Raw genomic sequence first — 26,648 nt, forward strand, 5'->3', positions numbered from 1 at the left:
GTAGAAAATGAAGCAGACAAGTAGATTCATTCAATTTCTAGGAGGAAAAAATTTATTCTTTCTTTTTGCATTATTAGCACTTATCGGGATAACTATTTTAGTTTATACAAAAATTGATTTCGTTTTTCATCCATTTATCGTTATTTTCTCAACTGTCGCACCACCATTAATTCTAGCCTTTATCGCGTTTTATCTTTTAAATCCAATAGTAAACATTTTAGAAAAAATTCGTATTCCGCGACTCTGGGGAATTATCATTCTAATTCTTGCTATTGGTGGGATCATCACAGGTATCGTACTTCTCACTGCACCACTTATTCAGCAGCAGGTACAAGATCTAATTACGACTTTCCCAAATTACTTAGGAGAGCTTGGTGCTAGCTTTACGACTTGGTTACAAAATTCATTCCTCGCACCGTATTATGACGATGCTTATAATTGGGTAATGGATAACTTCGGAGATATACCAAGTGTGATTGGTGGTTATTTACTAGATGCGATCCAAAGTGTTCAAAACGTTGCATCAACTGTTACAAATGTAGTAATAACGATTGTAACTTTCCCAATTATTCTATTCTTCCTATTAAAAGATGGAAATAGATTTAAAGAATACTTTTTTAAATTATTGCCGCCAGGATTTAGAAAAGATGTTAATCAAATCATTCATAATATGGATACACAAGTTGGTTCATATATCCAAGGTCAAATTATAGTTGCATCTTGTATCGGGTTGCTGCTGTATATCGGTTACTTAATTATTGGCATGGATTATGCGATTACACTTGCAATAGTCGCAGCAATTACAAGTGTTGTTCCGTATTTAGGGCCAATGATTGCAATTGCACCAGCTCTGATTATCGCTGTTGTAGACTCACCATTTATGTTAATTAAAATGATTATTGTATGGATTGTTGTCCAATTCTTAGAGGGTAACTTTGTTTCACCAAATATTATGGGACGAACAATGAAAATACATCCACTAACAATTATTATAGTCTTACTAGTAGCAGGGAATCTCTTTGGCATTGTTGGAGTAATTCTCGGAATTCCGGGCTATGCGATTGTGAAAGTTCTTGTCCAATATATCTATAGTAAATTTAAACGAAGATATAATGAGCACTTCGGTGAGGAACATGGATTTTATCCCGTTATTAAAGATGAGAGTGAAGAGAAAAACTAATTTAGTTGGAGGGTTTCATGATGAATTCTGAAGTAAAGAAAATATATTATGGAACACTTACAATTGATCAAGAGACAATGTTTCTTGCTGCAACGGAAAAGGGTTTAGTCTGGGCAGGAAGTTTTCATGAAGGCCTTGACGACATGAAAACCTGGCTCTCTAAAAAACTTTCAACGGTTACCTTTGAGGAAAACCTTAGTTTTATCGAACCATATAAAAATCAATTTATAGAATACTTTCATGGGGAACGTGATACTTTTGACTTCCCCTTGGATTTATATGGTACGCCATTTCAACTTTCCGTTTGGGATGCTTTGCAAAAGATCCCATATGGTAAAACAGCTACCTATTCTGCAATTGCCGACAGAATTGGAAACCCCAAAAGTATTCGTGCTGTCGGTACAGCGATTGGAAGAAATCCCATTCTAATCGCAGTCCCTTGTCATCGTGTAATTAATAAAGATGGTAGACTTGGTGGATTTCGAGGCGGAATTCCATTAAAAAGTCGATTACTTCAAATTGAAAAGCAGTGAAATCCAACTCTCGGATTCACTGCTTATTTTCTTTTACGAAAAAGGAATACTACCACGAGACCACAGCCCAATCCTAAAACACCGAAAAAGTGAACCTGTTCAAGCAATAATCCCAAAATAATTCCAGTAATTAAGAATACGAAAAATAAGAAACCGACTATTTCATTTTTCAAGATTATCCCCCTTTATATTAGAATATTGCCCAAAAATACATTTGTGTCTGTTATTTACCAAAAGAAAGCGCTTTAATTAAAATTTTCTGACAGCCTTTGTTGATATCCTATTCTATTCGTGTTTAAATGAGTTAAATATAAAAAAAAAATTGCATTATAGTGCAACGATGAGGTGATTATGTGGAGAAGAAAATTTCAATCGGTTTATTAGGGCTAGGTGTCGTTGGTTCAGGTGTAATAAATATTATTAATAATCACCAAGAAAAACTTGCACATCAGCTAGGAACATCAGTAGAAGTAAAACGTATTCTTGTACGTGATATCGAAAAAGCGCGTGACATTAATGGATCTGAGGATATCCTTACGTTGAATGCAGATGATATTTTAAACGATCCTGAGATAGATGTTGTCGTTGAAGTTATTGGTGGCATCGACCAAGCAAAAGCATATATTTTAAAAGCGTTTGCGGCAAAGAAACACGTGATCACTGCAAACAAAGATTTAGTTGCTCTACACGGGCCTGAGTTACATGCGGCTGCTGAGAAGAACAACTGTGATTTTTATTATGAAGCAAGTGTTGCAGGTGGAATTCCAATCATAAGAGGGATTAAAGATGGACTTTCTTCAGACCGCATCACTAGAATTATCGGAATTGTCAATGGAACGACAAATTACATACTAACGAAAATGGATGAAGATGGTATGAGCTATGAAGCAGCTTTAGCAGAGGCACAGGAACTTGGCTTTGCGGAAGCCGATCCTACTGCAGATGTTGAAGGACTTGATGCAGCTAGAAAAATGGCCATCCTTGGAAGACTTGCTTTCTCAACACCAGTCGACTTAGATGATGTACAGGTAACGGGGATTTCGAATGTTTCATCAGAAGATATCAAGAATGGAAATGACCTAGGATATACGATGAAACTCGTTGGCTATGCTGACTTTTCGAATCAAAAACTAGAAATTCATGTCCTACCAACATTCATTTCTAACAATCACCCGCTGGCATCTGTAAAAAATGAGTATAATGCAGTGTATGTTTATGGAAAAGCTGTTGGTGAAACAATGTTCTATGGCCCTGGAGCTGGTAGCCTTCCAACAGCAACAGCGATTGTTTCTGATTTGGTTGCTACGATTAAAAATATTCGCCTTGGTGTAACTGGCGAGCAATATGTGAGCAATCGATTTGCAAAAAGCTTAAAACCAGCTAGTGAAAGATTTTCACAATATTATATGCGTTTGAAGGTAAAAGATGAAGCTGGTGTTTTCTCTGAGTTAACCAAACTCTTTCATAAATATGAGATTAGCCTTAAGCGAATCGTTCAACACCCAATTGAGAAAAACAAATCTGCGGAGATTATTTTCATTACGCATCACACAACGGAAGAACATTTTACAAACCTTATAGAGAAATTAGGAAAACTTCCGATCGTGCATGAGATTTCTAGTTACTATCGTGTTGAAGGAGATGGAGAAGAATGAGCTGGCAAGGATTAATTCATCGTTACAAAGATTATTTACCAGTCACTAATGAAACACCAAACTTAAGTTTACACGAAGGTAACACACCGCTTATTCATTTTCCTAATTTGTCCAAGGAACTAGGCATTGAACTCTATGGAAAAATTGAAGGTGCAAATCCTACTGGTTCTTTTAAAGACCGTGGAATGGTCATGGCGATTGCAAAAGCAAAAGAAGCTGGAAGCAAGTCTGTTATCTGTGCTTCCACAGGGAATACTTCGGCTGCTGCAGCTGCATATGCGGCAAGAGCTGGACTTCGTGCAATTATCGTTATTCCAAAAGGAAAAGTGGCACTTGGTAAATTAGCGCAAGCTGTCATTTATGGTGCGGAAATAATTGAAATCGATGGGAATTTTGATGAGGCGTTAGCTATGGTTCGTGAAATTAGCGAAACCACTCCAGTGACACTGGTAAACTCTGTGAATCCTCATCGAATTGAAGGGCAAAAAACAGCCGCGTTTGAAATTGTTGATGCACTTGGACAGGCTCCAGATGTTTTAGCAATTCCTGTTGGTAATGCCGGAAACATTAGTGCTTACTGGATCGGCTTCAAAGAATATCATGCTGAAAAACAAACAGGACTACCGAAGATGTTTGGTTTTGAAGCTGAAGGTGCAGCAGCTATCACTCGTGGAGAGCCAATTGCAAATCCAGAAACAGTTGCAACTGCTATTCGTATTGGTGATCCTGCAAGTTGGAAGCTCGCGACATCAGCTCGTGACGAATCAGAAGGAATGATTACATCTGTGACGGATGAAGAAATTCTTGATGCCTTTAAATTACTCCCTAAAATGGAAGGGATTTTTGCTGAACCAGGTTCAAACGCTTCGATTGCTGGGGTTATCCAACAATGTCGTGCAGGTAATATTCCAAAAGGGAGTAAAGTCGTTGCAGTTTTAACTGGTAACGGATTAAAGGATCCAGAAACTGTACAAGCAAATCAGGATATTGAGCCTGTTTCTTTACCGAATGATGCAAGTGTAATTAAAAAATATATCGAAGAGTTGACTGCCAATGAGTAGTTTTAAAATAACTGTCCCAGCGAGCTCGGGGAACGTTGGCCCTGGCTTTGATTCAATGGGACTCGCTTTAAATTTATACTTAACATTAGAAGTGACCCCACAGGAAAATTGGGAATTCATTTCCCCATCCACTTCTAGTGATTTACCTTTTGAAGAGCATTTTATTTATCAGATTGCCAAGCGTACTTCTGATAAATACGAAGTAGATTTACCCCCTTGTCGTGTGGTAGAAACGAGTAGTATTCCTTTAGCTCGTGGACTTGGTAGTAGTGCCTCGGCAATTGTTGCTGGAATTGAGATTGCCAACCAGCTTGGTCAGCTAAATTTATCAGCTGAACAGAAATTAGCTTTTGCAACCGAAATTGAAGGGCATCCTGATAATGTTGCTCCTAGTTTATTTGGTGGCCTAGTTATTTCCACGTTGATTGATAATGAAATCGACGTCCTGAAGGTTGATTCACTAGATCTTTCGTTTATTGCGTTTATACCAACGATCGAATTAAAAACAACCGACTCGAGAAGTGTTTTGCCAAAGCATTATGCGAATGCTGAAGCTGCACTTGCTAGTGGAATTAGCAATTTGACAACTGCAGCTCTATTATCTGGTGACTACAAACTCGCTGGTAAAATGATGGAAAAGGATCGTTTTCATGAGCCTTATAGAAAATCTTTTATACCAAACTATGATTTAATAAAAACAGAAGCTCGAAAAGCCGGCGCATATGGTACAACTCTTAGTGGAGCTGGCCCGACAATGCTATCCTTTGTTAACCCAGATGATAGTGCTAGAATTGCTGAACATTTTAAAGCGTTGTTACCAGAATATCGAGTGGAAATTTTTGAAATGGATCGTGAAGGATTAAAGGTTGAAGAAATCTAAGCCCTATGAAAATTTGAAAAGCTGATATTATAAGTAAACAATGAAACGCTCAGAAACCTGAGCGTTTTTCTTTTAAACAAATATAATTTGAATGCTACCAACTCATCGGTATTAACCTTTCCCAACCATCACTTCTTCCTTTATAATAAAACTAGACTCGTAAGATGAGATTGATAACATAAGCTATAAACCACAGTTCAGGAAATTTTCACGGAGGGATGAAGATGAGAAAGATATTTGTAAATGGTCGCATATACACATTTAATTCTATTCAACCAACCGTACAATCAGTAGTGACCGAAAATGGTTTTTTTATTGATATGGGAGATACGGATCAAATGCTCTCTTTATGGAAAACATCCGACACGGAAATTATTGACCTCGAGGGAAAATCCGCATCACCAGGGCTTACGGACAGTCACCTGCACCTATCCATGGTTGCTGACAGTTTTGTAAACCTTGACCTTACTGGCGTTCGTTCGAAGCAAGGGATGCTTGATAAAATTAGTGAAAAAGCTAAAACCCTTGCACCTGGCGAATGGCTTACTGGTGGTAACTGGGATGAAAATCTGTTTACAGACGGCACCATTCCAAGCATTCAAGAACTAGATGATGTAGCACCGGATCATCCGCTCCTGCTACATCGTATTTGCCGGCATGCTTCGGTCACAAATTCGAATGCTCTACGCGTAAGTCAATATCATGCTGACATGCATGTGCCAGATGGTGGGACGATTGTTCTGGATGAAACGACGAAAGAGCCGACTGGACTTTTGCTTGAATCAGCATCAGGAATTGTTTCACAACATATTCCTGCACGTTCTTACGATAAGTGGATAGATGCGATGCGACAGGCGATTCAATATGCGCTCAGCCAAGGATTGACCAGTGTACATACGAATGATCCACTTTTCCTTGGTGGCCTCCAACAGACCTATCAAATCTATGACCAGCTGCTTCATGGAGAAGCACTCGGCCTCCGGGCAAATCTATTAATCAACCATGAGTTTATTGATGACCTTAAAGAGAATAGGATGTTTGCTGGCCTCGGGAGTAATACCTTGAAAATCGGTGCTATCAAACTGTTTGCTGATGGTGCTTTTGGTAGAAGAACAGCACTTTTATCCGAACCTTACAGTGACGATCCTGGGAACGTTGGGGATGCAATGTTTGATAAAGAAGGACTGACAGATATTGTGCGCCGTGCAAGAGAACTACATTTCCCTGTGGCTATTCATGCGATTGGGGACCAGGCGCTGGAGACCGTGTTGGACGTACTCGACCAATTCCCAAGCGTGGCACTAAGAGATCGGATTATCCATGTTCCGTATGTACCCGAACGACTTCTTAGCAGGCTTAAAAGTCCTTCACGTATTGCCGATATCCAACCGCGATTTTTAGCAAGTGATTTTCCTTGGGTCCAGGACCGACTTGGTGAAAAGCGAGTTAATCAGTCCTATGCTTGGAAAACCTTGCTCGATGCAGGCATCATTTGTGCTGGAGGATCCGACGCACCAGTGGAACCAGTTAGCCCACTTCTCGGTATCCATGCAGCTATAACTAGAAAAACGCCTGGCGACGATCATACAGTGTACAATCCAAAAGAGATACTGACCGTAACTGAAGCTTTCAAACTCTTCACAGAATACGCTGCCTATGCAACAAACGAAGAAACAATCAAAGGCACGATTGCAAGAGGAAAACTTGCAGACATGACTGTATACAGTACGAATCCATTCGAGTTCGAAGACCCAGACCAACTCCTCACCCTCAAGATAGATAAAACGATTATCGGTGGAGAAGTGAAGTGGGATTCTGATCGAAATTAGTAAATATACACGATATGAAAAACTCACAGACTTTACATTCCAAGTCTGTGAGTTTCATTTATTAAAATGTAACTATACTGCTGCAAAAAAGTGCGATTTTTTTATGTTCAATTTCATTTAAAATTAGTAGTCTGTTATTTTACTGTATTCCCCATGGAAATCCCTATTCTGTTCCACATATTAATTTGATTTATTATCATAATTAAGTCTACAAATTCTTTTTCATCGTAGTGTTCTCTTACGCGTTGATAAAGTTCATCATTGACCCCTTTTTCCGCAATAAGTGTCACATTTTCTGCTAATTCAAATGCCAATTTTTCTTTTAGACTGTATATATTTGCTTCATCCCAGGTTTCCAATTGATCAATCTGCTCATCTGTTACTTTTAATTTCCTTGCTGCCTTTGTATGCATATCCAAACAATATAGACAACCATTAATTTGCGATACTCGAATCTTGATTAATTCCCTCAAATTTTTATCAATTGATGTTTTTCGAGTGTATTTCTCCAATTCCATAACTTTTTCTAATGCTTTTGGTGCCACTTTGAAATAATTTATTCTATTTTCCATATTCATTAATCCTGCTCCTCTTACAATGCCTTTGCTAATAAGTTTACTCATTTAAATTCCTCTTTTCTTTTTAGTTGCCATTTTGAAAAGGATGATTCGAATAGTTAAATTGGTTGTGTGTTTTATAAGAATCTGTCATCTACTTATCTCGAGCCCTCATTTTCAATATCGCTGTACTTTAAGTATATTAACTTTCATCTCATAAAAACATCTCATAAATTTATGCGTAACTTTTGATTTATATGCTATTGAAAAACAAAAATGGAGACTCCAATTCATCACTGAATTATGTCTCCAAATAGATTCATCTAACTTATATTAGCTCATTAACGCTGTCATCAATGCTTTCTGAGCATGAAGACGGTTTTCTGCTTGTTGGAAAACTACCGAGTGTTTTCCTTCTAATACTTCTTCCGTAACCTCTTCCCCACGGTGTGCTGGCAAACAATGCATAAAGGTCACATCAGACTTCGCTTTAGATAGAAGCGCTTCATTTACTTGATAATCAGCAAATATATTTTTACGCTCTTCCTGCTCGGCCTCTTGCCCCATGCTTGCCCAAACATCTGTATAAATAATATCAGCATTCTCTACAGCTTTAATAGGATCTGTCGTTACAGAGATTGTTGCGCCATGCTTGGCTGCAAGTTCTTTTGTTGTTTCTGTTACCTCTTCATTAGGAAAATATCCTTCAGGTGCGGCTACAGAAAAGTCCATTCCCATTTGTGCCGCAGCAATCATTAATGAATGCGTCATATTATTTCCATCGCCTAGATAAGCTATTTTTTTACCCTTTAAAGTTCCCTTGACTTCTTGTATGGTTTGTAAATCAGCGATTGCCTGACAAGGATGATGTAAATCCGTTAATCCATTAATCACTGGAACACTCGCATAAGCAGCAAATTCTTCTAGGATTTCATGACCAAATGTTCGAATCATTACGCCATCTAGGTATCCGGATAAAACTCTTGCCGTATCAGAAATTGTTTCCCCACGACTAAGCTGAATATCCTTTGAACTTAAGAATATTGCTTGCCCTCCAAGTTGTGCCATTCCAGCTTCAAAAGACACCCGTGTTCTAGTAGAGGATTTTTCAAAGATCATTCCAAGTACTTTTCCTTTCATAGGTTCAAAAGGAATCCCTTGTTGCTTTTGTTTTTTTATAAAATGAGCAAGCTCTAATAAGTAGTTTATTTGTTCAGGTGTATACTCCAAAAGTGTTAATAAGTCTTTCCCTTTTAATTCATTTGTTTTAAATTTCATTTTCCAAACCGGCGCAGCCATAAGTTAATTCCCCCAAAGTTATAGTGTTTGTATTATTATGCAATATAATTAATAAATATGCAAGACTTTTTATGAACAAAAAATCCATAATTTTATTGTTTGTTAATTATCGTTAAATAACTATTCCTTTTACTGGGTTTATTAAACATGTTTATTGGCTGCAAGTCAGGTTGAGAATGAACAAATTAGATGATGCTTTCTATGCTTTTAACACAGTGTTTCTTCAGCTTCTAAAAACTCCCCATTTTGATCATCGATTTTAAATGAACCAAATTCACAATGTTCGTCGACTTCCCATTTGATGATATACTCTCCCTTGTTGTTCGTAATAGACTTAATTTTTATATCATCTTCATTTTTCATACGATCTTCCGTAAGATACTGGAGTACAAGCGATTCAGCTTCTGATTCTGTAACTTTAGGTTCTGGATTCCCGCAGGCAGCTAATAAAATTTCAATGAAAAATACATAAATAAACCTAGTTTTTATATTTTTTCTTTCAGGTACACGCATTATCTCATCCCCCTTTGCTTATCTACTGATTAGTCGTGATTAGACCTATGATGTTTCAAATTCTCTGTGTTTTTATTTTAAAGGAGAAAAAAGCATAGAAAGAACGATAGGTCCTTCAATGCTTTTTGCGTTTCTCTTAAATTAGTTTTTTAATAAATAACACTTTCAAGTAGTTACCTTCTTTATATTTCTTACCTACTGCAAAGTCCTCTGGCAGTGAATAGGTCTCTAGAATTTGATAATTACTGTTTGCATTCTTAAAACCTTGATCAATGAGCTTTTTGAATTTATCCATTCCAAATGTTGCAGTATTCGTTGATGCGACAATTACTCCATTCTTCGCTGTAATTGCAAGGGTTTCTTCGATAAGCCATGGATAATCTTTTGCCGTACTGAAATTTCTTTTCTTAGAACGAGCAAAACTTGGTGGATCTAAGATAACAAGGTCAAAAAGAAATTCCTTTCGCTTTGCATATCTGAAATAATCAAACACATCCATCACTACAATATCCTGAGAAGCACTATCAATTTCATTTACTCCAAACTGCTCCTCCGTGAGAGGTCTACTACGTTTGGCTAAATCAACACTCGTCGTATGACTAGCTCCTCCAAGTTTTGCAGCAACGGAAAAAGCACCTGTATAAGAGAAAGTATTTAACACTTTTTTCCCTTTAGCATATTTATCGCGAATGGCTTTTCGTACATTCCTCTGGTCAAGAAAAATTCCAACCATCGCTCCATCATTCAAATCAACTGCAAAATTCATTCCATTTTCTTTAATAATTAATGGGAAATCAGCTCTCTCACCTTTAACAAAATCATCATCTTCCACATATTGTCCTTTTGTTGCAAAACGTTTTTTCTCATAAATTGCTTTATAATCTAATAGCTCTTCGATTGCAGAAAGAATCTTTTCCCGAAACGTATAAATGCCAACGCTATACCAACTAATTAAGTAATAATCGGCAAAATAATCTATAGTTAGGCCACCAATGCCGTCCCCTTCTCCATTAAAAATACGAAACCCTGTCGTTTCTGTATCTTCATAAAGGGATTTACGCTTTTCAACTGCAGCTTGAATTTTTCGTTTGAAATATGCCTGATTTATCTTTTCATTTTGGTCCCAACTCAACACCCAGCCGATTCCTTTATTTTGAAGCCCGTAATATCCTGTAGCTAGGTACTTCCCTTGAGGATCTACTAATTCTAACAATGCACCCTCTTCTTTTAAAGCATAGTCATTTTCAATGGCGTCACGATTTATTAATGGAAATTTATTTTGATAAGCTTTTAATTTCTTTTGGTTTATTTTTAAAGTAATTACATCTTGCATTTGAATCATCCATTCTACATTTTATTGAGTATTGGTTTCGCTTGTTGGAATTGTGAACTTCAGCTGAAAATATGTGAACTTCGGATAGTAACTTGTGAACTTCAAGTGGTCACCCAGTGAACTTCGGCGACATCCCTGTGAACTTCAGCATTTCACAACTTCTACACTATCGTAACAAAGAATGCTCTATTTGTTTAATTTCAAGCGATATCGGCAATAGATTCTATAGAAAGGACGGATGAAATGAAGATTTTTGATTATATTATAATTGGTTTCGGGAAAGGTGGAAAAACATTAGCAAAGGATTTAGCACAACAAGGAAAAAGCGTTGCGATGATAGAAGAATCTAATAAAATGTATGGAGGTACATGCATTAATATTGCTTGCATCCCTACAAAATATCTTATCCACCAAGCACAAGAAAAAAGTGAAAACGAGGATGCCTCAGATTTTTATAAACAAGCAATTGAGAATAAAAATAATGTTACTGCGAAGCTTAGAGAGGCTAATTATAAAAACCTCGAAGATGAAGAAGCAGTTACAATTTATACAGCGAAAGCATCTTTTCTTTCTGACAAACACATTCAATTAAAATCTGCGACGGAGACAATGGAGCTTGCGGCAAGACACTTTATTATTAATACAGGTTCGAAGCCTGTCATTCCACCGATTAAAGGCATAGAAGAATCGCAGAATATATATACATCAACAGAGTTACAGGAAGTAACAGAATTACCAGAGGAACTTATTATCGCCGGTGGCGGCTATATTGGACTTGAATTCGCAAGTCTATATGAGGCCCTCGGATCGAAAGTTACAATCATTGATAGCTCGGATGAATTTATGAAAAATGAAGATCGTGATATCGCCGAATCAGTGAAGAAAACATTTATCGAACGTAATATTAAAATTATCCCTGATAGTAAGGTAACTGCTGTGGCTGATAAGTCAAAAGGTATTCATATTACTTACGAAAATAGCAGCGGACAAAAAAATGAGATAACTGGTTCTGCATTACTGCTCGCTACTGGACGGAAGCCAAATACAGGGGATCTTGACTTGGATAAGGCTGGGATCAAACTCGATGACAAGGGCGCAATCGTAGTGGATGCAAATTTAAAAACAAGTGTGGAGCATATATGGGCAGTTGGTGATGTTAATGGAGGACCGCAATTTACGTATATTTCACTTGATGATTATCGCATTTTACGTGACCAAATTTTTGGTGAAGGAACATATACTTTGGATTCACGAAAAAATGTTCCCTATTCCGTTTTCATTGAGCCTCCCCTTTCTCATGTTGGACTAAATGAAAAAACAGCAAAAGAGGAAAATATTGATTATCAAGTAGTGACAATGCCTGCAGCAGCAATTCCGAGAACTAAAATTAACAAACAGCCTACAGGTTTACTAAAAGCGTTAATCGACCCTAGCACGAAAGAAATTCTCGGTTGTACACTATTTTGTGCCGCTTCAAGTGAAATGATTAATATTGTACGTGTAGCAATCGAAGCAAAACTGCCCTACACCTTCCTTCGTGACAATATCTTCACCCACCCGACAATGAGTGAGGGTTTAAATGATTTGTTTAAGAAATTTGATTAATGACGAAAAGGACTGAGAGTGGCTTACTGTACGGTGCATGTGAAATTCTATTTTTCTTCTAGGCTATATTAAAGCTTACTGTTGATATTTCATCCAATAAGAAATAAGAAGTTTAAATTGAGCTTCGGAAATATACGGAGACTCCAGCGGGAAGAGAGGCATGGGTGAGATCCCGCAGTACGCGAAGCGTGCGAGGAAGCTCACCAGCCGCCCGCGGAAAGCGTAGTATATTTCCGAAGCGGGTTTCCCCTCAAAACAAAATTGAACTTTAACAACGCTTTCTTCTAAATAGTGGAACACAATTGAAAAAGGGTATACCATAGTAATAAATTATATAGTGAAGCTTTTTAAGGGGTGAGATAGTGAGTAAAGATCCATTTAATTTTTCTTTGGAAAGTGTCATGGAAGTGCGATTCAGACAGTCATTCCGAGGTTATAACCAAGATGATGTAGAAGAATTTATAGACAGCGTTGCACAAGATTATGCGGCTTATAATAGAGAAATCGAACGTTTGAATCTTGAAATAGATGAGTTGAAAAAGGGTTATGGATATAAATAAGATTAGTAGTTTCGCACTGTAACTACAGTGCTTTTTTTATGGGGTTTTATTGTAAAAAATGAAAGATAAGGTATTCTGATTATTTATGTTAGAATAAATATACATCTAGTGACAGGGCAGATTTATGAATTTGAGCAAGCAAAAGGGGGGATTTATAATGTTTCTTTTAGCATCTCTGAGTGGATTCAGATTTGGAGATATGATGGTATCTCTCATTTTTTTATTTATTTTTGTTGCAATCATTGTAGGAGTAATAGTATTTATACTAAAAAACAGTAAAAATAAGCAGTTGGATAGAATTGAAGAGAAATTAGATCGGTTACTTTTGGATAAGGATAAATAACTTCACGTAAAAAAGCTCATATTAAAATCCGAGCTTTTTTTGTTTTATATAGGTTAGATAGCAAGGGATATCAATGACAATTTACCATAAGTACTGATCCCCCCATCATTCCACCTCTACTTTTAAATACAGTAACATCAATTCGGGACGATATCTCCATATTTACTCCTTAACTCACTCAGCTTTTCTAGGCCACCTAACGATTTTTCTTCCAACTTCTGCCCAACTAACATGACAAGTGTCTCGACAACAGTCATCGGTGCCACCATCGAATGGAACTCCCAAGTATCCCCACGATCAGCATATAACACATAATCTGCAAGTTCATTCATATCGGCAATAAGCTGGTCTGTAAACAATATCGTTTTAATCCCAAGTTCATTTGCATAATCAAGAATTGCTTTTGATTCTGGTAAAAGCTTTACAAATTGAAAAATTACAATTACATCATCTGGCTGAAAATGAATCATGGATTCAAAAATTTCATGACCACTTTTTGCTATCTTTTCTACAGTAATACCAAATCGTTTTAAACGGTGTCTTAGTAAACTTCCTAATCCCTCGGAAGAAGATGGTGCGTGAATAAATACCTTTCTAGCCTCCATAATTTTAGAGACAGATGCATTTAAATCTTTTCGACTCAAATGAGAATGTGTTTGGAATAAGTATCCATAATGCTGTTCAATTACACGGTCAAATAAATCATCACTACCAATATCAAGCATAAAGTTTTTTAGTTTATTCTCTGGTGTTGTCTCGATTCGCTTTTTTACATGATTTTTAAAATCTTTAATATTACGAAACCCCATTAATACCCAGAACCTAGACACAGTCGCTGTGCTCACTCCTGCTTCCATTGCAATATCTCCGATGGACATATAGGCAATCTTAAATCCTTTTCTCTCAACAATTTCTAAAACCTGTTGATGTTTTGCTGATAACTGAGATTTATCGATATCGAATTGAAAAGCCAATTTAACAACCTCCCTCATTACTAACTTCATTATACGTCTTAATTTCTACTATGAATGTAAATTTATTTTCATATTTTAAGTTTTCTTACTTTAATTCACACCCTCTTTACAGAGTACTAACACTCTATTAATGATGAAGGATTATGATGAAGATACTACCAAATAAGAGGGGGAAATACTTATGTCCAACAATTTAGTTAGTAAAAGGGAGTATACACAATCCCAGAAAATGATGATTTTCATTCTGGCAATGTCGCTTAATGGTCTTGCAAGTTTATTTACAGAATTACTTCCAGAGTTTGAAATCGGCCCTGTTGATTTATCTATTTCGTATATGGCATTTGTTCCTATGATTCTTGTTATACTGTTTCATCCGCTCTATGCTGCACTTGGAGCATCACTCGGTGCAATAATCTTTGGAGATTTATTACTTGGAGATTTTGGTGGGCTAGGTGAACTTGAAGGTTTTCTTCAAATAACATTAGCATTCTATATTGGTGGTCTACTTGTAAGAGACCCGACGAACCGGAAGCAAATTGGAATCGCGGTGCTAGTTGCAGTAGCTATTGATCAGATTTTAGGAGCTATTGTTGATATTGGAAAAGTATGGTTTGGAGTGGAAGAATTAGAAGCTGTTACAGGTTTACCTGAAAGTATTCTAGCAATTGAAGCATTCGATTTCGTTAATAATATGATTATTTCTGGCGTACTCTTTGGTTTAATCCCAATCCTTTATTTATTGCCGAAGTTATACGGAAAAATCGAACCTCTTATGGGAATGAACCCACGTGATAAAAATGAAAAAGCCTCCATAACTGAATTTATTTCAGCACGACTAGTTATTATCGCTATTTTCCTTAGTTTTGTCGGACTGGTTGCTGAGTTTATGGCGACGATGGATATTAACTTTGCCGTGTGGGAACCGGAATTCCTAGAACAATTCGGTGATGGATTTATCTGGTTACCGATATCTGCTGCAGCAATTATTGCTTTCCTTGTAATTTTCTTTGCTGTGAAATTATCCCAAAAAAATAAAAAGGATCGAAACAAATGGTCAGCTTAAATCAACCTATTATTGAAGTGAAAGACGTGTACTATCAGTATCCAGGTGCAAAGGAGCCAGTCCTTAATGGTGCTAATTTAACGATTAGAAAAGGCGACTTTCTGGCGATTATTGGTGGTAATGGAAGTGGGAAGTCAACAATTTGTAAGACAATGAATGGCCTTATCCCCCATTATTTCTCCGGTGACTATGGTGGAGAAGTAATCGTAGAGGGCAGACCTGTGACAGAGCAACCCGTCGCAACATTAAGTCATCATGTTGGCTACGTTTATCAAGACTTTCAAAATCAATTAATGAAATTAACAGTCCTTGAAGATGTCGCTTTTGCCCCGCTAAACTTCGGTTACCCCGATCATCAGGAGAAGGCATTAGCAGCATTGGAACTCATTGGAATTGCACATTTAAAAGATAAAACAATCTGGGAATTAAGTGGAGGAGAAAAACATTTAACAGCACTTGCTGGAGCCTTAGCTCTGAACCCAGAAGTGCTTATCATTGATGAACCAGTTGCACAGCTTGATCCGCAACATGCCACAGATATTTATGAGAAACTAAAATATCTTAATGAAGAGCTAGGTAAAACAATTATCACGATTGAGCATCATACAGAGTTTATTGCGAATTATTGTAAGCAAGTTGCACTTATAGAAAATGGAAAAGTGAAATGGCATGAGGATGTTAGAAGAGGATTATTAAATATTTCTGAACTACAAGAAGCGCAAATTTATCCTCCTCAAGTAACTCAAGCGGCAATGTTATTAAATGATTTTAAAACAACTGAGGAACTACCGATTACGGTCGAGGAAGCCATCGATTATTTTAAGGGCTATTATTTTTATCCTGATCCGAATCAATATAAACCTAACCTGCGTACAACGAATTCAGCAATCCTATCCGTTCGAGATATCAAACACGAGGTGAAGCTTCTAAATAAGGAACGGAGAACAGTGCTGGATGTCGATGAAATGATGTTATACGAAGGAGATCGCGTCGCAGTCGTCGGAAATAATGGCGCTGGAAAGACAACGTTAATGAAAAGTCTCGCTGGGATTATTAAACCAAATCAAGGTGAGATTACAGTTGATGGAGTAAATGTGTTAAAAACTCCAGTCGAAAAGCTCTCAAGCTATATCTCTTATATTTATCAGAACCCAGAAGAAATGTTTATCCAAGATACGATTCAAAATGATATTACTTTCTATGGTGATGAGCGGAAAATCAAACAGGAAGAGATATACAATCATATCGCGAAGTCTTTGAATATGGAACACTTGCTACCACTGGATGGAAGACTCTTAAGTGGTGGACAGCAGAGAAGATCTTCTGTTGCGATTGGGCTAGCGATGATGCCAACTGTTATGATGCTTGACGAACCAACAGCTAGTCTAGATATTGGTAACCGCAAACATTTAATAGATATCCTCCATTCCATTCGCGACAGGGTAAAAACGGTCATGATTGCAACACATGACATGCAGCTTGTCGCAGAATGGGCAACAAGAGTAATCGTTATGGAACAAGGAAAAATAATTTTTGATGGAACACCAAAGTCTTTATTTGATCGTGTAGACGTTTGGAAAAATGCAGGACTTAAATTACCACAGATTGCGGAACTCAGTCTTGCTTTAAACATTCAATCTGCATTATCTGTTAACGAGTTTGTTGGACGGATCAAGGAGGAGCATGTCGATGGATCTAACGGCTAAAGTGAAAGACGTGCTCAATGTAGAAACAATAAAACTTGAGTTAATCAAAACAGCTTTCGGAAAACCAGATGTTTATTTTGCAAAAATCGATGCACGGGTACTCATCTTTTGGTACCTCATTGTTAGTCTCTTACCCTGGTTCACTTTTAACAATACAATTCTAATAACCATTATTGTATATACAGCATTTCTCGCTGTTATATCTAGAGTAAGTCCTCTCATCCTGACTTTACTCGGTATTGGAATTGTAACCGAGCTATTTACTATATTTGTCGTCACATGGTTTTTTGGTGGCGGGTCACTTGATGCTGTCATGCCACTCCTTACCTTATCAATGAAAATTTTTATCATGTCGATTGCGAGCGTCTCCGTATTTGCAAGTATGAGCCCAGAGAAATTGAGTGACGGTCTTTTGAGCTTAGGTTTGCCAGCACAATTTAGCTTTGCTGTCTCTTATGCATTTCGGATGCTACCAATTCTATTAGATGAATACCAACAAATCTTCCAATCTTACCGATTACGTGGAAAAACACCAGAGAATCACGGTTTTCTCAAATGGCGGATTGTTTACTATTATATTAAAGTCATCGTCAAGTCTTTCTATCCATTAATGCTAAACGTAGCTAAACGGACAAGGCTTACAGTTGAAGCGCTTGAAGTACGAGGTTTTTCGTATTCTTTGCATAATAAAGAAGCAAAAAAACAAAAACTTTCTTACCTAAAGCTTAGAAAAAAAGAATATGTTTTTATTATTTCACAACTAGCGATCCTTCTAGTTATTTTATGGTTCGGATCGACCTATCCATCCTAAGGAAAAATTAAATGAGGAGCTGTTTACATGCATATTGACTTTCACACCCATGCTAATTTATCTAAAAAAATAACCGTTTCACTAGAAGGTTTTAAAGAGAAAATACAAAATGCAAAAACAAGTGGGCTTGATGCTGTTGCAATTACCGAGCATTTCAACTCCACGAATATCATCGAATTATATGAAATGCTTCAGAATGAATTTGCCTATGAAGAAGAGTACTATCTAGTCGAAGGGGTAAAAGTATTCTGTGGGTTAGAAGTGGATGTATTAGAAAATGGCCACTTTCTCCTTATTGGTGCTCGTGAGGATATCTTAACGATAGCACGCCTATTGCTTCCATTTCACGAGGAAGAAAATTTCATTCCAGTTAAGGACTTGATTTCCCTTATTGAAGGTTTTAATTTATTGAAAATTGGTGCCCATCCATTACGTGAATCGACTCCTTGGGTGCATCATGATACTGGTGTATTAAAGCAATTTGATGCATTTGATTTGAATGGGAAAGATCTATTCACGTATGGTCCAGAAATTGAGGATAGAGTACGTGCCTTTGCGACTAACTACGAAATCCCTATTGTCGGTGGGAGTGATACCCACCACTATTTACAATATGGTGCGATAGTGAATGATTTCCCGGAATGCCAGACAATCGATGACTTACGAGAAGCAATTCGAACTGGAAACTATCAAACTAAGGTATCTTCTGATTTACCTGAAAAAGTAACAGCAGCAAAAGAAATTAAGAAAGCGATCAAACAAGAACTGGAAATCCGCTAAAAAAACATCGATCATCAGGTAGCCTGATGATCGATGTTTTTTCTATTCAATTACTTCCTTTACGCGACCTACGATTTTATTCTCTAACATTACTTTAATTCCATGAGGATGTGTTGCAGAATTAGTAAGGATTCTCGCGACAATGCCTTCCGTTAACTTGCCAGTACGCTGATCCTGCTTTTGAACAACTTTTACTTGTGAGCCGATTTTTATATATTCTCTTTTCGTTCCGTCCATAACTATCTTTCCTTCCTCTAACGCGATCTATACTTTCTACTTTGTAACTTTATCTTAAATATTGAGAAAAGAAAAGCACCATACTCCTTATTTACGAGCCACTACCTCTTAATACCACTTGCAGTGCGTTCATTTTGCTATCATAATAGATTTGATATACTATAATCATTTACATAGAGTGTTTTTTTTTTTGGATTGTGTAGCTAGTATGGAGCGAATTCGGCTGGGCATGGAGAGATTTGCTGCCTAACCGAGCGATTTCGCCGCAACATGGAGCGATTTCGCGAAATTAAATATTACATATTAGATATATGTCTATTCTAAAGAAATGGAGTTCAAGTATAGATGGACCAAATTATTGTTTATATCGTTGTTTTATTTTTTATCATCGGTGCTATTGATAAGGTAACTGGAAACCGCTTAGGATATGGTGAAAGATTTACAGCGGGGATTATGACGATGGGCTCACTTGCACTTGCGATGGTAGGAATCATTTCCTTAGCTCCAGTGATAGCAGATATTCTTCTGCCAATTATCACACCAGTTTATGGTCTCTTCGGGGCTGATCCATCGACATTTGCTAATACAATTCTTGCAATTGATATGGGAGGATATGCCCTAGCTGAAACAATGGCATTAGATCCTGATGCTGGATTATTTGCTTGGGTTTTCCTAGGGACGACAATTGGAGCGACGATTGTTTTTACCATTCCTGTTGCACTTGGGATTATTCAAAAAGAAGATCGCAACTATTTTTCCCAAGGGATACTTATTGGGTTAATGACGCTTCCATTTAGTAGTTTTATTGGAGGAATCATTGCTGGATTTGATGTGGAAATGTTGCTAAGGAACCTTTTACCGACAATGCTTATTTCCTTGCTCATCGGCATTGGCTTATGGAAAATGCCTACGATGATGATTAAGGGGTTTTCTATTTTTGGTAAGTTTGTAGAAATCCTCGCCATTGTTGGGCTAGTTGCTATTGTCATTGAAACGCTAACTGGTTTTGTTGTCATTCCAAACCTCACGCCAATAGAAGAGGGAATTCTTATCGTTGGAACAATTGCTATCTTTATAGCTGGTGCATTTCCGCTTGTCCTATTTATCTCAAGAACATTGAAAAAACCACTCCAAAAAATGGGGAAAGCAATCGGTATCAATGAAACGGCAACAGCTGGATTAATCGCATCACTCGCGCATGTGATTCCGATGCTGGCAATCACAAAAGATATGGACCCTAGAGGAAAGGTTATTAATGTTGCCTTCGCCGTGAGTGCTGCTTTCGTTTTTGGTAGTCATTTAGGTTTTGTAGCAGGAATTAATCCTGAGCTAGTGATGGCAATGATTATTAGTAAGCTTCTCGGTGGAATCAGCGCAGTAATGCTTGCAATTTTTATACTTAATAGGCAAAAAGATAGCCCCCGTCCTTAAATGGATGGTGGGCTATCTTCTAATATATTTGCTAAAATAATATAAACTAGCAGTGAAATTGGTAGCGGCGTAAAGATAAATAGTAATCGAATGAGAAAAGGAGATAAATCAAAGTACTCCGCAATCCCGCCACATACCCCGTATAGCGAACGATTTGTTGATGATTTTCTTATTTTCTTAAGAATCATTTTTGAACCCCTCTTTGTTTCTACTAATCAATATCTTCATAATACACAGCCTCACCGATTATTAGATTTAATCCTTGTGGTACTTCAAAATACAATACCAATTCCTCTAAAAAGAAGTCTGGTGGATAGTATACATACTCTTCCGCATTTCTTGAACTAAGCTGTGTAAAAGGGAATTCTTTAGCTACGGTAGCATAATTAAAGTAACGTGTGCCTGGAGTTATAATCCAAAGCCGATTCGTACTTTTGTCATATGTTAACTCCAACTCTTCGGATGGAGTCCTTAATTCTTCAAATTTATATTGTGATTCTACATGATAAAGCGTTACATCGATTGAGGTTGAACCTTCTACTTCCTTAATCAAAACTGGAATATGATAATCGTAAGAATCCATATCCAGATAAATAGTTTCAGTCTGTGGTGTTTCGAATGTCCACTCTTTATCTGCGAATCTTTCAAAGTCATCAATTGGCTGATCACGATATGCAACCTTGTGAGTAATATCTATCCTTGAATCATCATTTGATAACTTCTCTACTGCTTCGAATTCATCTTTCGGAATAAATAGGTACAAGATGACAGAAGCGATTAAAATGATGGCATAACCTCCGACCAACCAATAACCCTTACGACCGACGTTAACTTTATACGCTAATCTACTAGCTACAGCAGCGAATGCAACGATGATAACGAGAATAATAAATATGTTCATCATTTTCTAACCTCCGTTCTACTTGAGATAAGAATAGCAGTCGCAAACAGTATTAGAGAAGTAAACACTGTTTTAATCATAAACAACCAAGGATTAGTTTCTTCAAAATAAAAAGTGATATAACGCAATATTAAATCCGAATTTGCCTGTACCAAAGCTATAATAATACCTACAATAATGACCGGTAATAAAATTGGCATTAAACGATGCATTCTTGTAATTGTTCCTAACAAATATCCCATGGAACAAAAGACAAATAAGTGTAGAGTAAGCGTTAAGATTCCAATGCCGACTTCTGCTCCAGTTAACAAGAAGTTATTCCCAGCAAGAATTTTCACGTCAAGGAAATAATAGATAACGACTCTAAGGGTAAATGCAGTTAAAACGGTAAAGATTCCCGCTATCAAACTAGCTAAAAATAAAAATAGTATATTTGATATGTCATTCGTAAATCGATTACCTACAAATGGAAAAGAATCTTCCCAGCTTGTTTTTGTTGTCATAAGAATCGATTGGATAAATCCCCAGAGCATTGTAAAAGCAATTACATTAAATATTCCATAGTACGTGTCATTAATCTCTAAACCTTGCCCGCTAGACATTCCTCCGCCATTTCCACCGAGTGACAATAAAAAGGCAACAACTTGTAACATCACAAGCGAAGTAAATACTCCCATATAAGCTTTTAATTTATATTGAAATTGATTTTTAATTACTGTGGCAGAGCTAATTTTACTTAAAGACATCATCAATGCCTCCCTTTGCTTTTGCCGTCAAATAAATAGATAAGTCACTTGGTGTGACAGGTTCTACTGTCATATCAAATTGTTTTACTTTTTCCAGAACTGGGCTATCTGCTTTTACGACCGCATATGTCATATTAACTCCTGCTTGCGACTTGTACAGTACATCTTCATTCGCGAGAAGCGACAGTAACAACTCTGTTCTACCAGAAATGCCTTTCGCATATTCCTTTATTTCATCAACTGACTCATGTAAGAAAACCTCTCCATTATCAATCAAAATAATATCTTCTAATATGTCTTCGATTTCTTCTAAGTGATGGCTTGATACAATAATCGTCCGTGGATGAGCTAAGTAATCTTTCAATAAGGCCCTGTAAAAGTCCTTCCTCACCGAAGCATCCATTCCTGTTGTAGGCTCATCAAACATCGTTAATTTACACCTAGAAGCAAGACCGATAATAACATTGAAGGTACTCTTTTTTCCTTTCGATAATGCACGATGCTTCGAATTTGGATGAAAATCAAAGTAATTAAATAAACGATTTGCAAGCTTCGCGTCCCATTTCGGATATGCCCTCTCTGCTTCATCCAAAATATCTTTTAAGGTTAAGTTTTCACTAAAACTCATCAGATCATCGATATAAATAGAATTAGCCGAAACAGTCAAATTATTAAATGGTCGTTCTGAAAAAACTTCTACCGTACCTGAAGTCTCCTGCCAATAGCCAGCTAGGATTTTCATTAATGTTGTTTTTCCCGCTCCATTTCTCCCGATTAAACCAGTAATGGTATCTTCCTCAATTGTGAGGTTAAGTTGATTCAATGCATTTCTATCTATAAGTCTTTTCGTTAAATTAACACACGTTATGACCTGCATGCTAATCCCCCTTCCGATTCGAAATTGCAGATTTTAACATCGCAAATATTTCTTCATCACTAACATGGAGTCTCCCTGCCTCAAGCGCTACTTCTTCTATGAGACCTTTGAGTTTCTCGTTCTTTCTTTTATTTGTAATAATTGCTTTCGCCTCACTCGTCACAAACTTACCGAGTCCACGCTTTCCATACAATACTTCTTCATCCGTTAACAAGGTTAGGCCCTTTGCTGCGGTAGCTGGATTGATGGTGAACATTTCTGCAAGTTGATATTGCGAATACACTTTATCATCTGTTTTTAAATTACCATTCAGTATCTCCGTCTCAATCCACTCAGCAATTTGAATATAAATTGGCTTTCCGCTATTTAATTGTAAAACCAAGAGCGCACCTCCTTCTACTTAGTGCATTACTCATGTAATGTACTATATACTAATTTTTATATTTTGACAATAGTATTTAGAACAAATAATTATTAAATGACAGGATATTCGTTATAAGGTTTGATATGCTAAAGGAAAGAAATTTTTGATAGGAGTAATGAAATATGAAAATATATATTGATGCGGATGCTTGTCCAGTTAAAGATATTGTTATAAAAGAAGCTCTTTCGCGAGATTTTGAAGTTGTTTTGGTGACGAGTATTTCTCACTTTTCCCTTCAAGAGTATCCAGCTGGGGTAGAAACCATTTATGTTGATAATGGCAAAGAAGCAGCAGACTATCGTATCATGGCGCTTATCAGAAAAGGCGATCTCGTCATCACACAGGATTATGGACTAGCTTCTCTTGCGCTCGCAAAGAATTGCTTCGTCATGCATCATAAGGGATTTATGTATACGAATGAAAATATTGATGAGATGCTACAGAGTCGGTATTTAAGTGCCCAAGCTAGAAAAGCAGGCCAGCGAACCAAAGGACCAAAGGCGTTTACGAATGAGGATAAAGAAATTTTTCGGAGGAAGTTTGTGAGGGTGTTGGAGCAGGGTTGAGATGATGAGTGAGAGTTGATTTGTGGATATCAGGATAAGTTGTGTCCATATCGGGATTTCCCCTAAACTGATTACTTTTTGAACCACAAAAGCACTCTCCCCTGTTATTTTGATAATAGATTAGAGAAATCCGAGGGTTTATTTGTGAACTTCGGCGACTGAATTGTGAACTTCAGGTAACCTGCCTGTGAACTTGGGCGAGTCTACTGTGAACTTGGGCGACTTTCTTATGAACATCGGCGATTCACCAAAAATCAGCCCATTTCCACACAAAAAAAACGCAAAGGCCATAACATCCTCTGCGTTTAAAAAAATCATTTACCTCAACTCACCCTAAATTAAATAACTCCGAAATAATTTCAGCGCTTCCTGGAGAAAACATAAATATCGAGAAGGCAATACATAAAGTGCCTTCAACTACCAAGCTATATTTTTTATCGCCTCGAAGCCCTTGAATTACTAAAAATATTCCTAAGAATAAAATCAAAAAGTACCAAAAGCCCATTTCCCCACCCCTTTAAAGGTTTGTTGCCCGTCATTTGTTATTCTGCTGTCTTATATATATCTGCAAAGTCATAAACAGCTTTCCGCTCATGATACTCAACTAAAGCCTGCTGCAATTCTTTCTCACCAAAATCAGGAAAATAGATATCAGTAAAATACAATTCAGCCTTCGCACATTGCCAGAGCAGGAAATTACTTAACCGCTGCTCCCCACCAGTACGAATAATCAAATCGGGATCAGGCAACTCACTTGTATATAAATGAGATTCGAATAGATCTTCCGACATTTCAAGACCTTTCTCCCTGGCCTCCTGGATCGCACCTTGCATTGCCTTCATAATTTCTACTCTGCCACCATAATTAAAAGCAAAGTTCACTACCAAACCTGTGTTATTTTCAGTTTCAGAAATAGCTTTATTTAACACTCGATTTGTTGCTTCAGGTAACTCATCGATATCACCAGATACAACTATTTTAATATTTCGTCTCATAAACGCTGGCAACTTTTGTTTAAAAAAGCGAATGGGTAGTCGCATTAAATAATTCACTTCTTCTTTCGAGCGCGACCAGTTTTCAGAGGAAAAAGCATATAAAGTTAATACTTCTATTCCATTATCAATACTTGCGTCAATGACTTTTTCCATTGCTTGAACTCCAGCATAATGGCCTTGACTTCTTGTTGTGCCATGCGCCTTTCCCCATCTTCCGTTTCCATCCATTATCAATCCGACATGTCGCGGTATCTTCACGTCCATGATTCCACCTCCAAATAGGTTAGAGCTCAAGCTCTTTTAATAATTCTTTTGCTTCTTCTCTTTTGAAATTATAACTTTGCCACGATTCGTCTGTGTTATATTCTAGCTGCTCCTTATTTTCTCGCAACAGCTGCTCCAACTCAGGGTATTCTGGATCGATTTCATATAGTGTAACCAAGCCTTTAATCCCCTCAGCACCAATATAATTGAAGTAATAGATATCAATCTTTCCTGTTTCTTCATAACGCTCTAAATTATTTTCAACGATAATTTCCTCTAGATTAATTGTGTTTAATGCTACATAGAAAATAAAACCACTTATCAAATAAAAATGTAAAATCGGTAAATTTTCTAGCCAAACTCGCACTAATGTATAAGCAAAAACAACAATTAGAAATAGCATAAATGAATGTGCAAGTAATCGATCAATTGTGTAGCCATACATTTCTTCATATAAACTCAAACGTATGAAGGCTGACATCAGCAATACTCCACTTGCTACAATTATTGCTGAATATAGTATTTTTAATACCAGTTTTAAATTAGGTGAATCTGTTTTTGTTCGTTTCATAAAGCTTATAAGGATAGTCCAGTTAATCAACGTCACAACTAAAAGCTCAAAAAATCCTTGTCTAGCATATGTTGCGTACGTGAAACCTGCTTGCAATCCATCACTAAAGAAATAGTTAAATTGAACAGCAATAAATAGAAGATATACGAGATTTAACATCGTTAAAATTGTTATCGCTATAACTGCCTGCCATTTCTTTTTATCCTCTGTATTTCGAATATCCAATTCTCGCTTCGTTGTTTTTCCTAATACTTTAAACACACAAAAGAAAAATAACGCCGCTATAAGCACAAAAGCAAGTCGGAAAGCAAAGTCAATTGCGTTAAATTCAAGTCGCAAAAAGAATATTCTTTGGATAACTTCCGCAAATGCAGCATCTGCAGACATCAATAGTTGAATGACGATGAATAATAATGGTAAAGCAACGAGGACACCAATAATGACTTGGCGAACGATCCCTCGACTTTCTTTTTTATTCCTTCTTATCAAACGTCTTGTGACAACACTTAAGTAGTGAACGAGATAATTCATGATATCCAACAATTTTCCTGTTACAAGTTTTACAAAAGAAAGTTTACTCCAGTTCAAACTTTTTGGACTCGTAATTAGAACAATTTGAAAAAACACAATTGCCGGGATCAAGATTATGTTAAATAACCGAAAAACAGTGCTGTCATAAAATAAGTAGCTACCTGCTAATATCCAAATACCTACCATAAGCAATAATCCAATGCGGCGGTGTTCAAAATTAAAGCCGAATCGCATAAATAAAACTAGATAAAATGCTGCTACAAATACAACATATGAAACCCCTATACTTCCATGAAAAAAACTGATTTCTGCTAAGAGGCCGAGCCCTAGACAAACAATAAGAAAGATCCAATCCTTTTGTCTCGTTTTATTCTTCATTCACAAACCGCCCCTATACATAGATATCCTATGTATATAGATATT

30 protein-coding genes are annotated in these 26,648 nt (G+C 37.0%); 15 read left to right on the forward strand and 15 right to left on the reverse strand.

All coding sequences use genetic code 11. The features are described from left to right. The first annotated feature begins 7 nt into the window (after nucleotides 1-7). The gene (locus tag ACXYMZ_RS15530; protein WP_458949319.1) at nucleotides 8-1,180 is read left to right on the forward strand and encodes an AI-2E family transporter; all 1,173 of its coding nucleotides are present in this window, start codon (nucleotides 8-10) and stop codon (nucleotides 1,178-1,180) included. A 20-nt stretch (nucleotides 1,181-1,200) separates the two neighbouring features. Further along, nucleotides 1,201-1,713 (forward strand): methylated-DNA--[protein]-cysteine S-methyltransferase, encoded by a 513-nt coding sequence (locus ACXYMZ_RS15535; RefSeq protein ID WP_458949320.1) that lies wholly within the window; start codon nucleotides 1,201-1,203, stop codon nucleotides 1,711-1,713. 23 nt (nucleotides 1,714-1,736) lie between these two features. On the opposite strand, the gene ACXYMZ_RS15540 is transcribed toward ACXYMZ_RS15535, so the two are convergent. Further along, the gene (locus tag ACXYMZ_RS15540; RefSeq protein ID WP_458949321.1) at nucleotides 1,737-1,886 is read right to left on the reverse strand and encodes a hypothetical protein; all 150 of its coding nucleotides are present in this window, start codon (nucleotides 1,884-1,886) and stop codon (nucleotides 1,737-1,739) included. 180 nt (nucleotides 1,887-2,066) lie between these two features. On the opposite strand from ACXYMZ_RS15540, the gene ACXYMZ_RS15545 reads away from it, so the two are divergent. From ACXYMZ_RS15545 to ACXYMZ_RS15560, 4 genes are all read left to right on the forward strand, one after another. Further along, nucleotides 2,067-3,368: a homoserine dehydrogenase gene (locus ACXYMZ_RS15545; RefSeq protein WP_458949322.1), complete on the forward strand. Its 1,302-nt coding sequence runs from the start codon at nucleotides 2,067-2,069 to the stop codon at nucleotides 3,366-3,368. Then, on the forward strand, nucleotides 3,365-4,429 hold the full coding sequence (gene thrC / locus ACXYMZ_RS15550) for a threonine synthase (RefSeq protein ID WP_458949323.1): 1,065 nt from the start codon (nucleotides 3,365-3,367) through the stop codon (nucleotides 4,427-4,429). The genes ACXYMZ_RS15545 and thrC overlap by 4 nt, the downstream gene beginning before the upstream one ends. After that, the gene (gene thrB, locus ACXYMZ_RS15555) at nucleotides 4,422-5,309 is read left to right on the forward strand and encodes a homoserine kinase (RefSeq protein WP_458949324.1); all 888 of its coding nucleotides are present in this window, start codon (nucleotides 4,422-4,424) and stop codon (nucleotides 5,307-5,309) included. Before thrC ends, thrB begins: the two co-directional genes overlap by 8 nt. Nucleotides 5,310-5,533: 224 nt before the next feature. Continuing rightward, nucleotides 5,534-7,138, forward strand: a complete 1,605-nt coding sequence (locus tag ACXYMZ_RS15560; protein WP_458949325.1) for an amidohydrolase — start codon at nucleotides 5,534-5,536, stop codon at nucleotides 7,136-7,138. 134 nt (nucleotides 7,139-7,272) lie between these two features. On the opposite strand, the gene ACXYMZ_RS15565 is transcribed toward ACXYMZ_RS15560, so the two are convergent. From ACXYMZ_RS15565 to ACXYMZ_RS15580, 4 genes are all read right to left on the reverse strand, one after another. Then, nucleotides 7,273-7,710 (reverse strand): carboxymuconolactone decarboxylase family protein, encoded by a 438-nt coding sequence (locus ACXYMZ_RS15565; RefSeq protein ID WP_458949377.1) that lies wholly within the window; start codon nucleotides 7,708-7,710, stop codon nucleotides 7,273-7,275. A 318-nt stretch (nucleotides 7,711-8,028) separates the two neighbouring features. Beyond that, on the reverse strand, nucleotides 8,029-8,994 hold the full coding sequence (gene argF, locus ACXYMZ_RS15570) for an ornithine carbamoyltransferase (protein ID WP_458949326.1): 966 nt from the start codon (nucleotides 8,992-8,994) through the stop codon (nucleotides 8,029-8,031). A 207-nt stretch (nucleotides 8,995-9,201) separates the two neighbouring features. Continuing rightward, the gene (locus tag ACXYMZ_RS15575) at nucleotides 9,202-9,507 is read right to left on the reverse strand and encodes a hypothetical protein (protein ID WP_458949327.1); all 306 of its coding nucleotides are present in this window, start codon (nucleotides 9,505-9,507) and stop codon (nucleotides 9,202-9,204) included. A gap of 136 nt (nucleotides 9,508-9,643) precedes the next feature. Beyond that, entirely contained in the window at nucleotides 9,644-10,840 is a 1,197-nt protein-coding gene (locus ACXYMZ_RS15580) for a class I SAM-dependent rRNA methyltransferase (RefSeq protein ID WP_458949328.1), read from the reverse strand. Between the two features lie 243 nt (nucleotides 10,841-11,083). Here ACXYMZ_RS15580 and ACXYMZ_RS15585 point away from each other — a divergent pair, with 243 nt between their 5' ends. The 3 genes from ACXYMZ_RS15585 (at nucleotide 11,084) to ACXYMZ_RS15595 (ending at nucleotide 13,348) form a co-directional block, all read left to right on the forward strand. After that, nucleotides 11,084-12,445, forward strand: a complete 1,362-nt coding sequence (locus tag ACXYMZ_RS15585) for an FAD-dependent oxidoreductase (RefSeq protein WP_458949329.1) — start codon at nucleotides 11,084-11,086, stop codon at nucleotides 12,443-12,445. Nucleotides 12,446-12,807: 362 nt separating this feature from the next. Next, a complete protein-coding gene (locus ACXYMZ_RS15590; protein WP_458949330.1) occupies nucleotides 12,808-13,005 on the forward strand; it encodes a DivIVA domain-containing protein in 198 nt (65 codons plus the stop codon). Between the two features lie 157 nt (nucleotides 13,006-13,162). Then, entirely contained in the window at nucleotides 13,163-13,348 is a 186-nt protein-coding gene (locus ACXYMZ_RS15595; protein ID WP_458949331.1) for a hypothetical protein, read from the forward strand. 137 nt (nucleotides 13,349-13,485) lie between these two features. Here ACXYMZ_RS15595 and ACXYMZ_RS15600 read toward each other — a convergent pair whose 3' ends face one another. Next, on the reverse strand, nucleotides 13,486-14,322 hold the full coding sequence (locus ACXYMZ_RS15600; RefSeq protein ID WP_458949332.1) for a MurR/RpiR family transcriptional regulator: 837 nt from the start codon (nucleotides 14,320-14,322) through the stop codon (nucleotides 13,486-13,488). A 181-nt stretch (nucleotides 14,323-14,503) separates the two neighbouring features. Here ACXYMZ_RS15600 and ACXYMZ_RS15605 point away from each other — a divergent pair, with 181 nt between their 5' ends. The 4 genes from ACXYMZ_RS15605 to ACXYMZ_RS15620 are packed head-to-tail and all read left to right on the forward strand — an operon-like array spanning nucleotide 14,504 to nucleotide 18,682. Continuing rightward, on the forward strand, nucleotides 14,504-15,385 hold the full coding sequence (locus ACXYMZ_RS15605; protein WP_458949333.1) for a cell division protein FtsQ: 882 nt from the start codon (nucleotides 14,504-14,506) through the stop codon (nucleotides 15,383-15,385). After that, the gene (locus ACXYMZ_RS15610) at nucleotides 15,373-17,091 is read left to right on the forward strand and encodes an ABC transporter ATP-binding protein (protein WP_458949334.1); all 1,719 of its coding nucleotides are present in this window, start codon (nucleotides 15,373-15,375) and stop codon (nucleotides 17,089-17,091) included. The genes ACXYMZ_RS15605 and ACXYMZ_RS15610 overlap by 13 nt, the downstream gene beginning before the upstream one ends. After that, a complete protein-coding gene (locus tag ACXYMZ_RS15615; RefSeq protein ID WP_458949335.1) occupies nucleotides 17,075-17,902 on the forward strand; it encodes an energy-coupling factor transporter transmembrane component T family protein in 828 nt (275 codons plus the stop codon). Before ACXYMZ_RS15610 ends, ACXYMZ_RS15615 begins: the two co-directional genes overlap by 17 nt. A gap of 27 nt (nucleotides 17,903-17,929) precedes the next feature. After that, complete coding sequence (locus tag ACXYMZ_RS15620) at nucleotides 17,930-18,682, forward strand: PHP domain-containing protein (RefSeq protein ID WP_458949336.1); 753 nt, start codon at nucleotides 17,930-17,932, stop codon at nucleotides 18,680-18,682. A gap of 42 nt (nucleotides 18,683-18,724) precedes the next feature. On the opposite strand, the gene ACXYMZ_RS15625 is transcribed toward ACXYMZ_RS15620, so the two are convergent. Next, the gene (locus ACXYMZ_RS15625) at nucleotides 18,725-18,919 is read right to left on the reverse strand and encodes a YwbE family protein (RefSeq protein WP_458949337.1); all 195 of its coding nucleotides are present in this window, start codon (nucleotides 18,917-18,919) and stop codon (nucleotides 18,725-18,727) included. 345 nt (nucleotides 18,920-19,264) lie between these two features. Here ACXYMZ_RS15625 and eutH point away from each other — a divergent pair, with 345 nt between their 5' ends. Then, nucleotides 19,265-20,350 carry an ethanolamine utilization protein EutH gene (gene eutH, locus ACXYMZ_RS15630; RefSeq protein WP_458949338.1) on the forward strand — a complete coding sequence of 362 codons (1,086 nt, stop codon included), beginning with the start codon at nucleotides 19,265-19,267 and terminating at the stop codon, nucleotides 20,348-20,350. On the opposite strand, the gene ACXYMZ_RS15635 is transcribed toward eutH, so the two are convergent. From ACXYMZ_RS15635 to ACXYMZ_RS15655, 5 genes are read right to left on the reverse strand one after another with little or no spacing between them, the layout of a single operon-like run. Next, nucleotides 20,347-20,538 carry a PspC domain-containing protein gene (locus ACXYMZ_RS15635; protein WP_458949339.1) on the reverse strand — a complete coding sequence of 64 codons (192 nt, stop codon included), beginning with the start codon at nucleotides 20,536-20,538 and terminating at the stop codon, nucleotides 20,347-20,349. The genes eutH and ACXYMZ_RS15635 overlap by 4 nt on opposite strands. Nucleotides 20,539-20,561: 23 nt before the next feature. Further along, nucleotides 20,562-21,254 carry a hypothetical protein gene (locus ACXYMZ_RS15640; protein ID WP_458949340.1) on the reverse strand — a complete coding sequence of 231 codons (693 nt, stop codon included), beginning with the start codon at nucleotides 21,252-21,254 and terminating at the stop codon, nucleotides 20,562-20,564. Further along, nucleotides 21,251-21,997, reverse strand: a complete 747-nt coding sequence (locus ACXYMZ_RS15645) for a hypothetical protein (protein ID WP_458949341.1) — start codon at nucleotides 21,995-21,997, stop codon at nucleotides 21,251-21,253. Before ACXYMZ_RS15645 ends, ACXYMZ_RS15640 begins: the two co-directional genes overlap by 4 nt. Then, nucleotides 21,984-22,874 (reverse strand): ATP-binding cassette domain-containing protein, encoded by an 891-nt coding sequence (locus ACXYMZ_RS15650; protein WP_458949342.1) that lies wholly within the window; start codon nucleotides 22,872-22,874, stop codon nucleotides 21,984-21,986. Before ACXYMZ_RS15650 ends, ACXYMZ_RS15645 begins: the two co-directional genes overlap by 14 nt. A 1-nt stretch (nucleotide 22,875) precedes the next feature. Then, complete coding sequence (locus tag ACXYMZ_RS15655; RefSeq protein WP_458949343.1) at nucleotides 22,876-23,256, reverse strand: GntR family transcriptional regulator; 381 nt, start codon at nucleotides 23,254-23,256, stop codon at nucleotides 22,876-22,878. 164 nt (nucleotides 23,257-23,420) lie between these two features. Here ACXYMZ_RS15655 and ACXYMZ_RS15660 point away from each other — a divergent pair, with 164 nt between their 5' ends. Next, nucleotides 23,421-23,864: a YaiI/YqxD family protein gene (locus ACXYMZ_RS15660; RefSeq protein ID WP_458949344.1), complete on the forward strand. Its 444-nt coding sequence runs from the start codon at nucleotides 23,421-23,423 to the stop codon at nucleotides 23,862-23,864. A gap of 328 nt (nucleotides 23,865-24,192) precedes the next feature. Here the strand turns inward: ACXYMZ_RS15660 and ACXYMZ_RS15665 are convergent, their stop codons facing one another. The 3 genes from ACXYMZ_RS15665 to ACXYMZ_RS15675 are packed head-to-tail and all read right to left on the reverse strand — an operon-like array spanning nucleotide 24,193 to nucleotide 26,603. Further along, a complete protein-coding gene (locus ACXYMZ_RS15665) occupies nucleotides 24,193-24,369 on the reverse strand; it encodes a hypothetical protein (protein ID WP_458949345.1) in 177 nt (58 codons plus the stop codon). Nucleotides 24,370-24,406: 37 nt separating this feature from the next. After that, nucleotides 24,407-25,123, reverse strand: a complete 717-nt coding sequence (gene uppS, locus ACXYMZ_RS15670; protein WP_458949346.1) for a polyprenyl diphosphate synthase — start codon at nucleotides 25,121-25,123, stop codon at nucleotides 24,407-24,409. Between the two features lie 19 nt (nucleotides 25,124-25,142). Beyond that, complete coding sequence (locus tag ACXYMZ_RS15675; RefSeq protein WP_458949347.1) at nucleotides 25,143-26,603, reverse strand: DUF4153 domain-containing protein; 1,461 nt, start codon at nucleotides 26,601-26,603, stop codon at nucleotides 25,143-25,145. Between the last annotated feature and the right edge of the window lie 45 nt (nucleotides 26,604-26,648).

The organism is Oceanobacillus sp. CAU 1775, from assembly GCF_054482815.1.

Excerpts from the sequence above, each read along its gene's own strand:
- ACXYMZ_RS15530 (WP_458949319.1), top strand. The coding sequence starts at position 8 with ATGAAGCAGACAAGTAGATTCATTCAATTTCTAGGAGGAAAAAATTTA.
- ACXYMZ_RS15535 (WP_458949320.1), top strand. The coding sequence starts at position 1,201 with ATGAATTCTGAAGTAAAGAAAATATATTATGGAACACTTACAATTGAT.
- thrC (WP_458949323.1), top strand. The coding sequence starts at position 3,365 with ATGAGCTGGCAAGGATTAATTCATCGTTACAAAGATTATTTACCAGTC.
- thrB (WP_458949324.1), top strand. The coding sequence starts at position 4,422 with ATGAGTAGTTTTAAAATAACTGTCCCAGCGAGCTCGGGGAACGTTGGC.
- ACXYMZ_RS15560 (WP_458949325.1), top strand. The coding sequence starts at position 5,534 with ATGAGAAAGATATTTGTAAATGGTCGCATATACACATTTAATTCTATT.
- ACXYMZ_RS15565 (WP_458949377.1), bottom strand. The coding sequence starts at position 7,710 with ATGGAAAATAGAATAAATTATTTCAAAGTGGCACCAAAAGCATTAGAA.
- argF (WP_458949326.1), bottom strand. The coding sequence starts at position 8,994 with ATGGCTGCGCCGGTTTGGAAAATGAAATTTAAAACAAATGAATTAAAA.
- ACXYMZ_RS15575 (WP_458949327.1), bottom strand. The coding sequence starts at position 9,507 with ATGCGTGTACCTGAAAGAAAAAATATAAAAACTAGGTTTATTTATGTA.
- ACXYMZ_RS15580 (WP_458949328.1), bottom strand. The coding sequence starts at position 10,840 with ATGCAAGATGTAATTACTTTAAAAATAAACCAAAAGAAATTAAAAGCT.
- ACXYMZ_RS15585 (WP_458949329.1), top strand. The coding sequence starts at position 11,084 with ATGAAGATTTTTGATTATATTATAATTGGTTTCGGGAAAGGTGGAAAA.
- ACXYMZ_RS15595 (WP_458949331.1), top strand. The coding sequence starts at position 13,163 with ATGTTTCTTTTAGCATCTCTGAGTGGATTCAGATTTGGAGATATGATG.
- ACXYMZ_RS15605 (WP_458949333.1), top strand. The coding sequence starts at position 14,504 with ATGTCCAACAATTTAGTTAGTAAAAGGGAGTATACACAATCCCAGAAA.
- ACXYMZ_RS15610 (WP_458949334.1), top strand. The coding sequence starts at position 15,373 with ATGGTCAGCTTAAATCAACCTATTATTGAAGTGAAAGACGTGTACTAT.
- ACXYMZ_RS15615 (WP_458949335.1), top strand. The coding sequence starts at position 17,075 with ATGGATCTAACGGCTAAAGTGAAAGACGTGCTCAATGTAGAAACAATA.
- ACXYMZ_RS15620 (WP_458949336.1), top strand. The coding sequence starts at position 17,930 with ATGCATATTGACTTTCACACCCATGCTAATTTATCTAAAAAAATAACC.
- ACXYMZ_RS15625 (WP_458949337.1), bottom strand. The coding sequence starts at position 18,919 with ATGGACGGAACGAAAAGAGAATATATAAAAATCGGCTCACAAGTAAAA.
- eutH (WP_458949338.1), top strand. The coding sequence starts at position 19,265 with ATGGACCAAATTATTGTTTATATCGTTGTTTTATTTTTTATCATCGGT.
- ACXYMZ_RS15635 (WP_458949339.1), bottom strand. The coding sequence starts at position 20,538 with ATGATTCTTAAGAAAATAAGAAAATCATCAACAAATCGTTCGCTATAC.
- ACXYMZ_RS15640 (WP_458949340.1), bottom strand. The coding sequence starts at position 21,254 with ATGATGAACATATTTATTATTCTCGTTATCATCGTTGCATTCGCTGCT.
- ACXYMZ_RS15645 (WP_458949341.1), bottom strand. The coding sequence starts at position 21,997 with ATGTCTTTAAGTAAAATTAGCTCTGCCACAGTAATTAAAAATCAATTT.
- ACXYMZ_RS15650 (WP_458949342.1), bottom strand. The coding sequence starts at position 22,874 with ATGCAGGTCATAACGTGTGTTAATTTAACGAAAAGACTTATAGATAGA.
- ACXYMZ_RS15660 (WP_458949344.1), top strand. The coding sequence starts at position 23,421 with ATGAAAATATATATTGATGCGGATGCTTGTCCAGTTAAAGATATTGTT.
- ACXYMZ_RS15665 (WP_458949345.1), bottom strand. The coding sequence starts at position 24,369 with ATGGGCTTTTGGTACTTTTTGATTTTATTCTTAGGAATATTTTTAGTA.
- uppS (WP_458949346.1), bottom strand. The coding sequence starts at position 25,123 with ATGGACGTGAAGATACCGCGACATGTCGGATTGATAATGGATGGAAAC.
- ACXYMZ_RS15675 (WP_458949347.1), bottom strand. The coding sequence starts at position 26,603 with ATGAAGAATAAAACGAGACAAAAGGATTGGATCTTTCTTATTGTTTGT.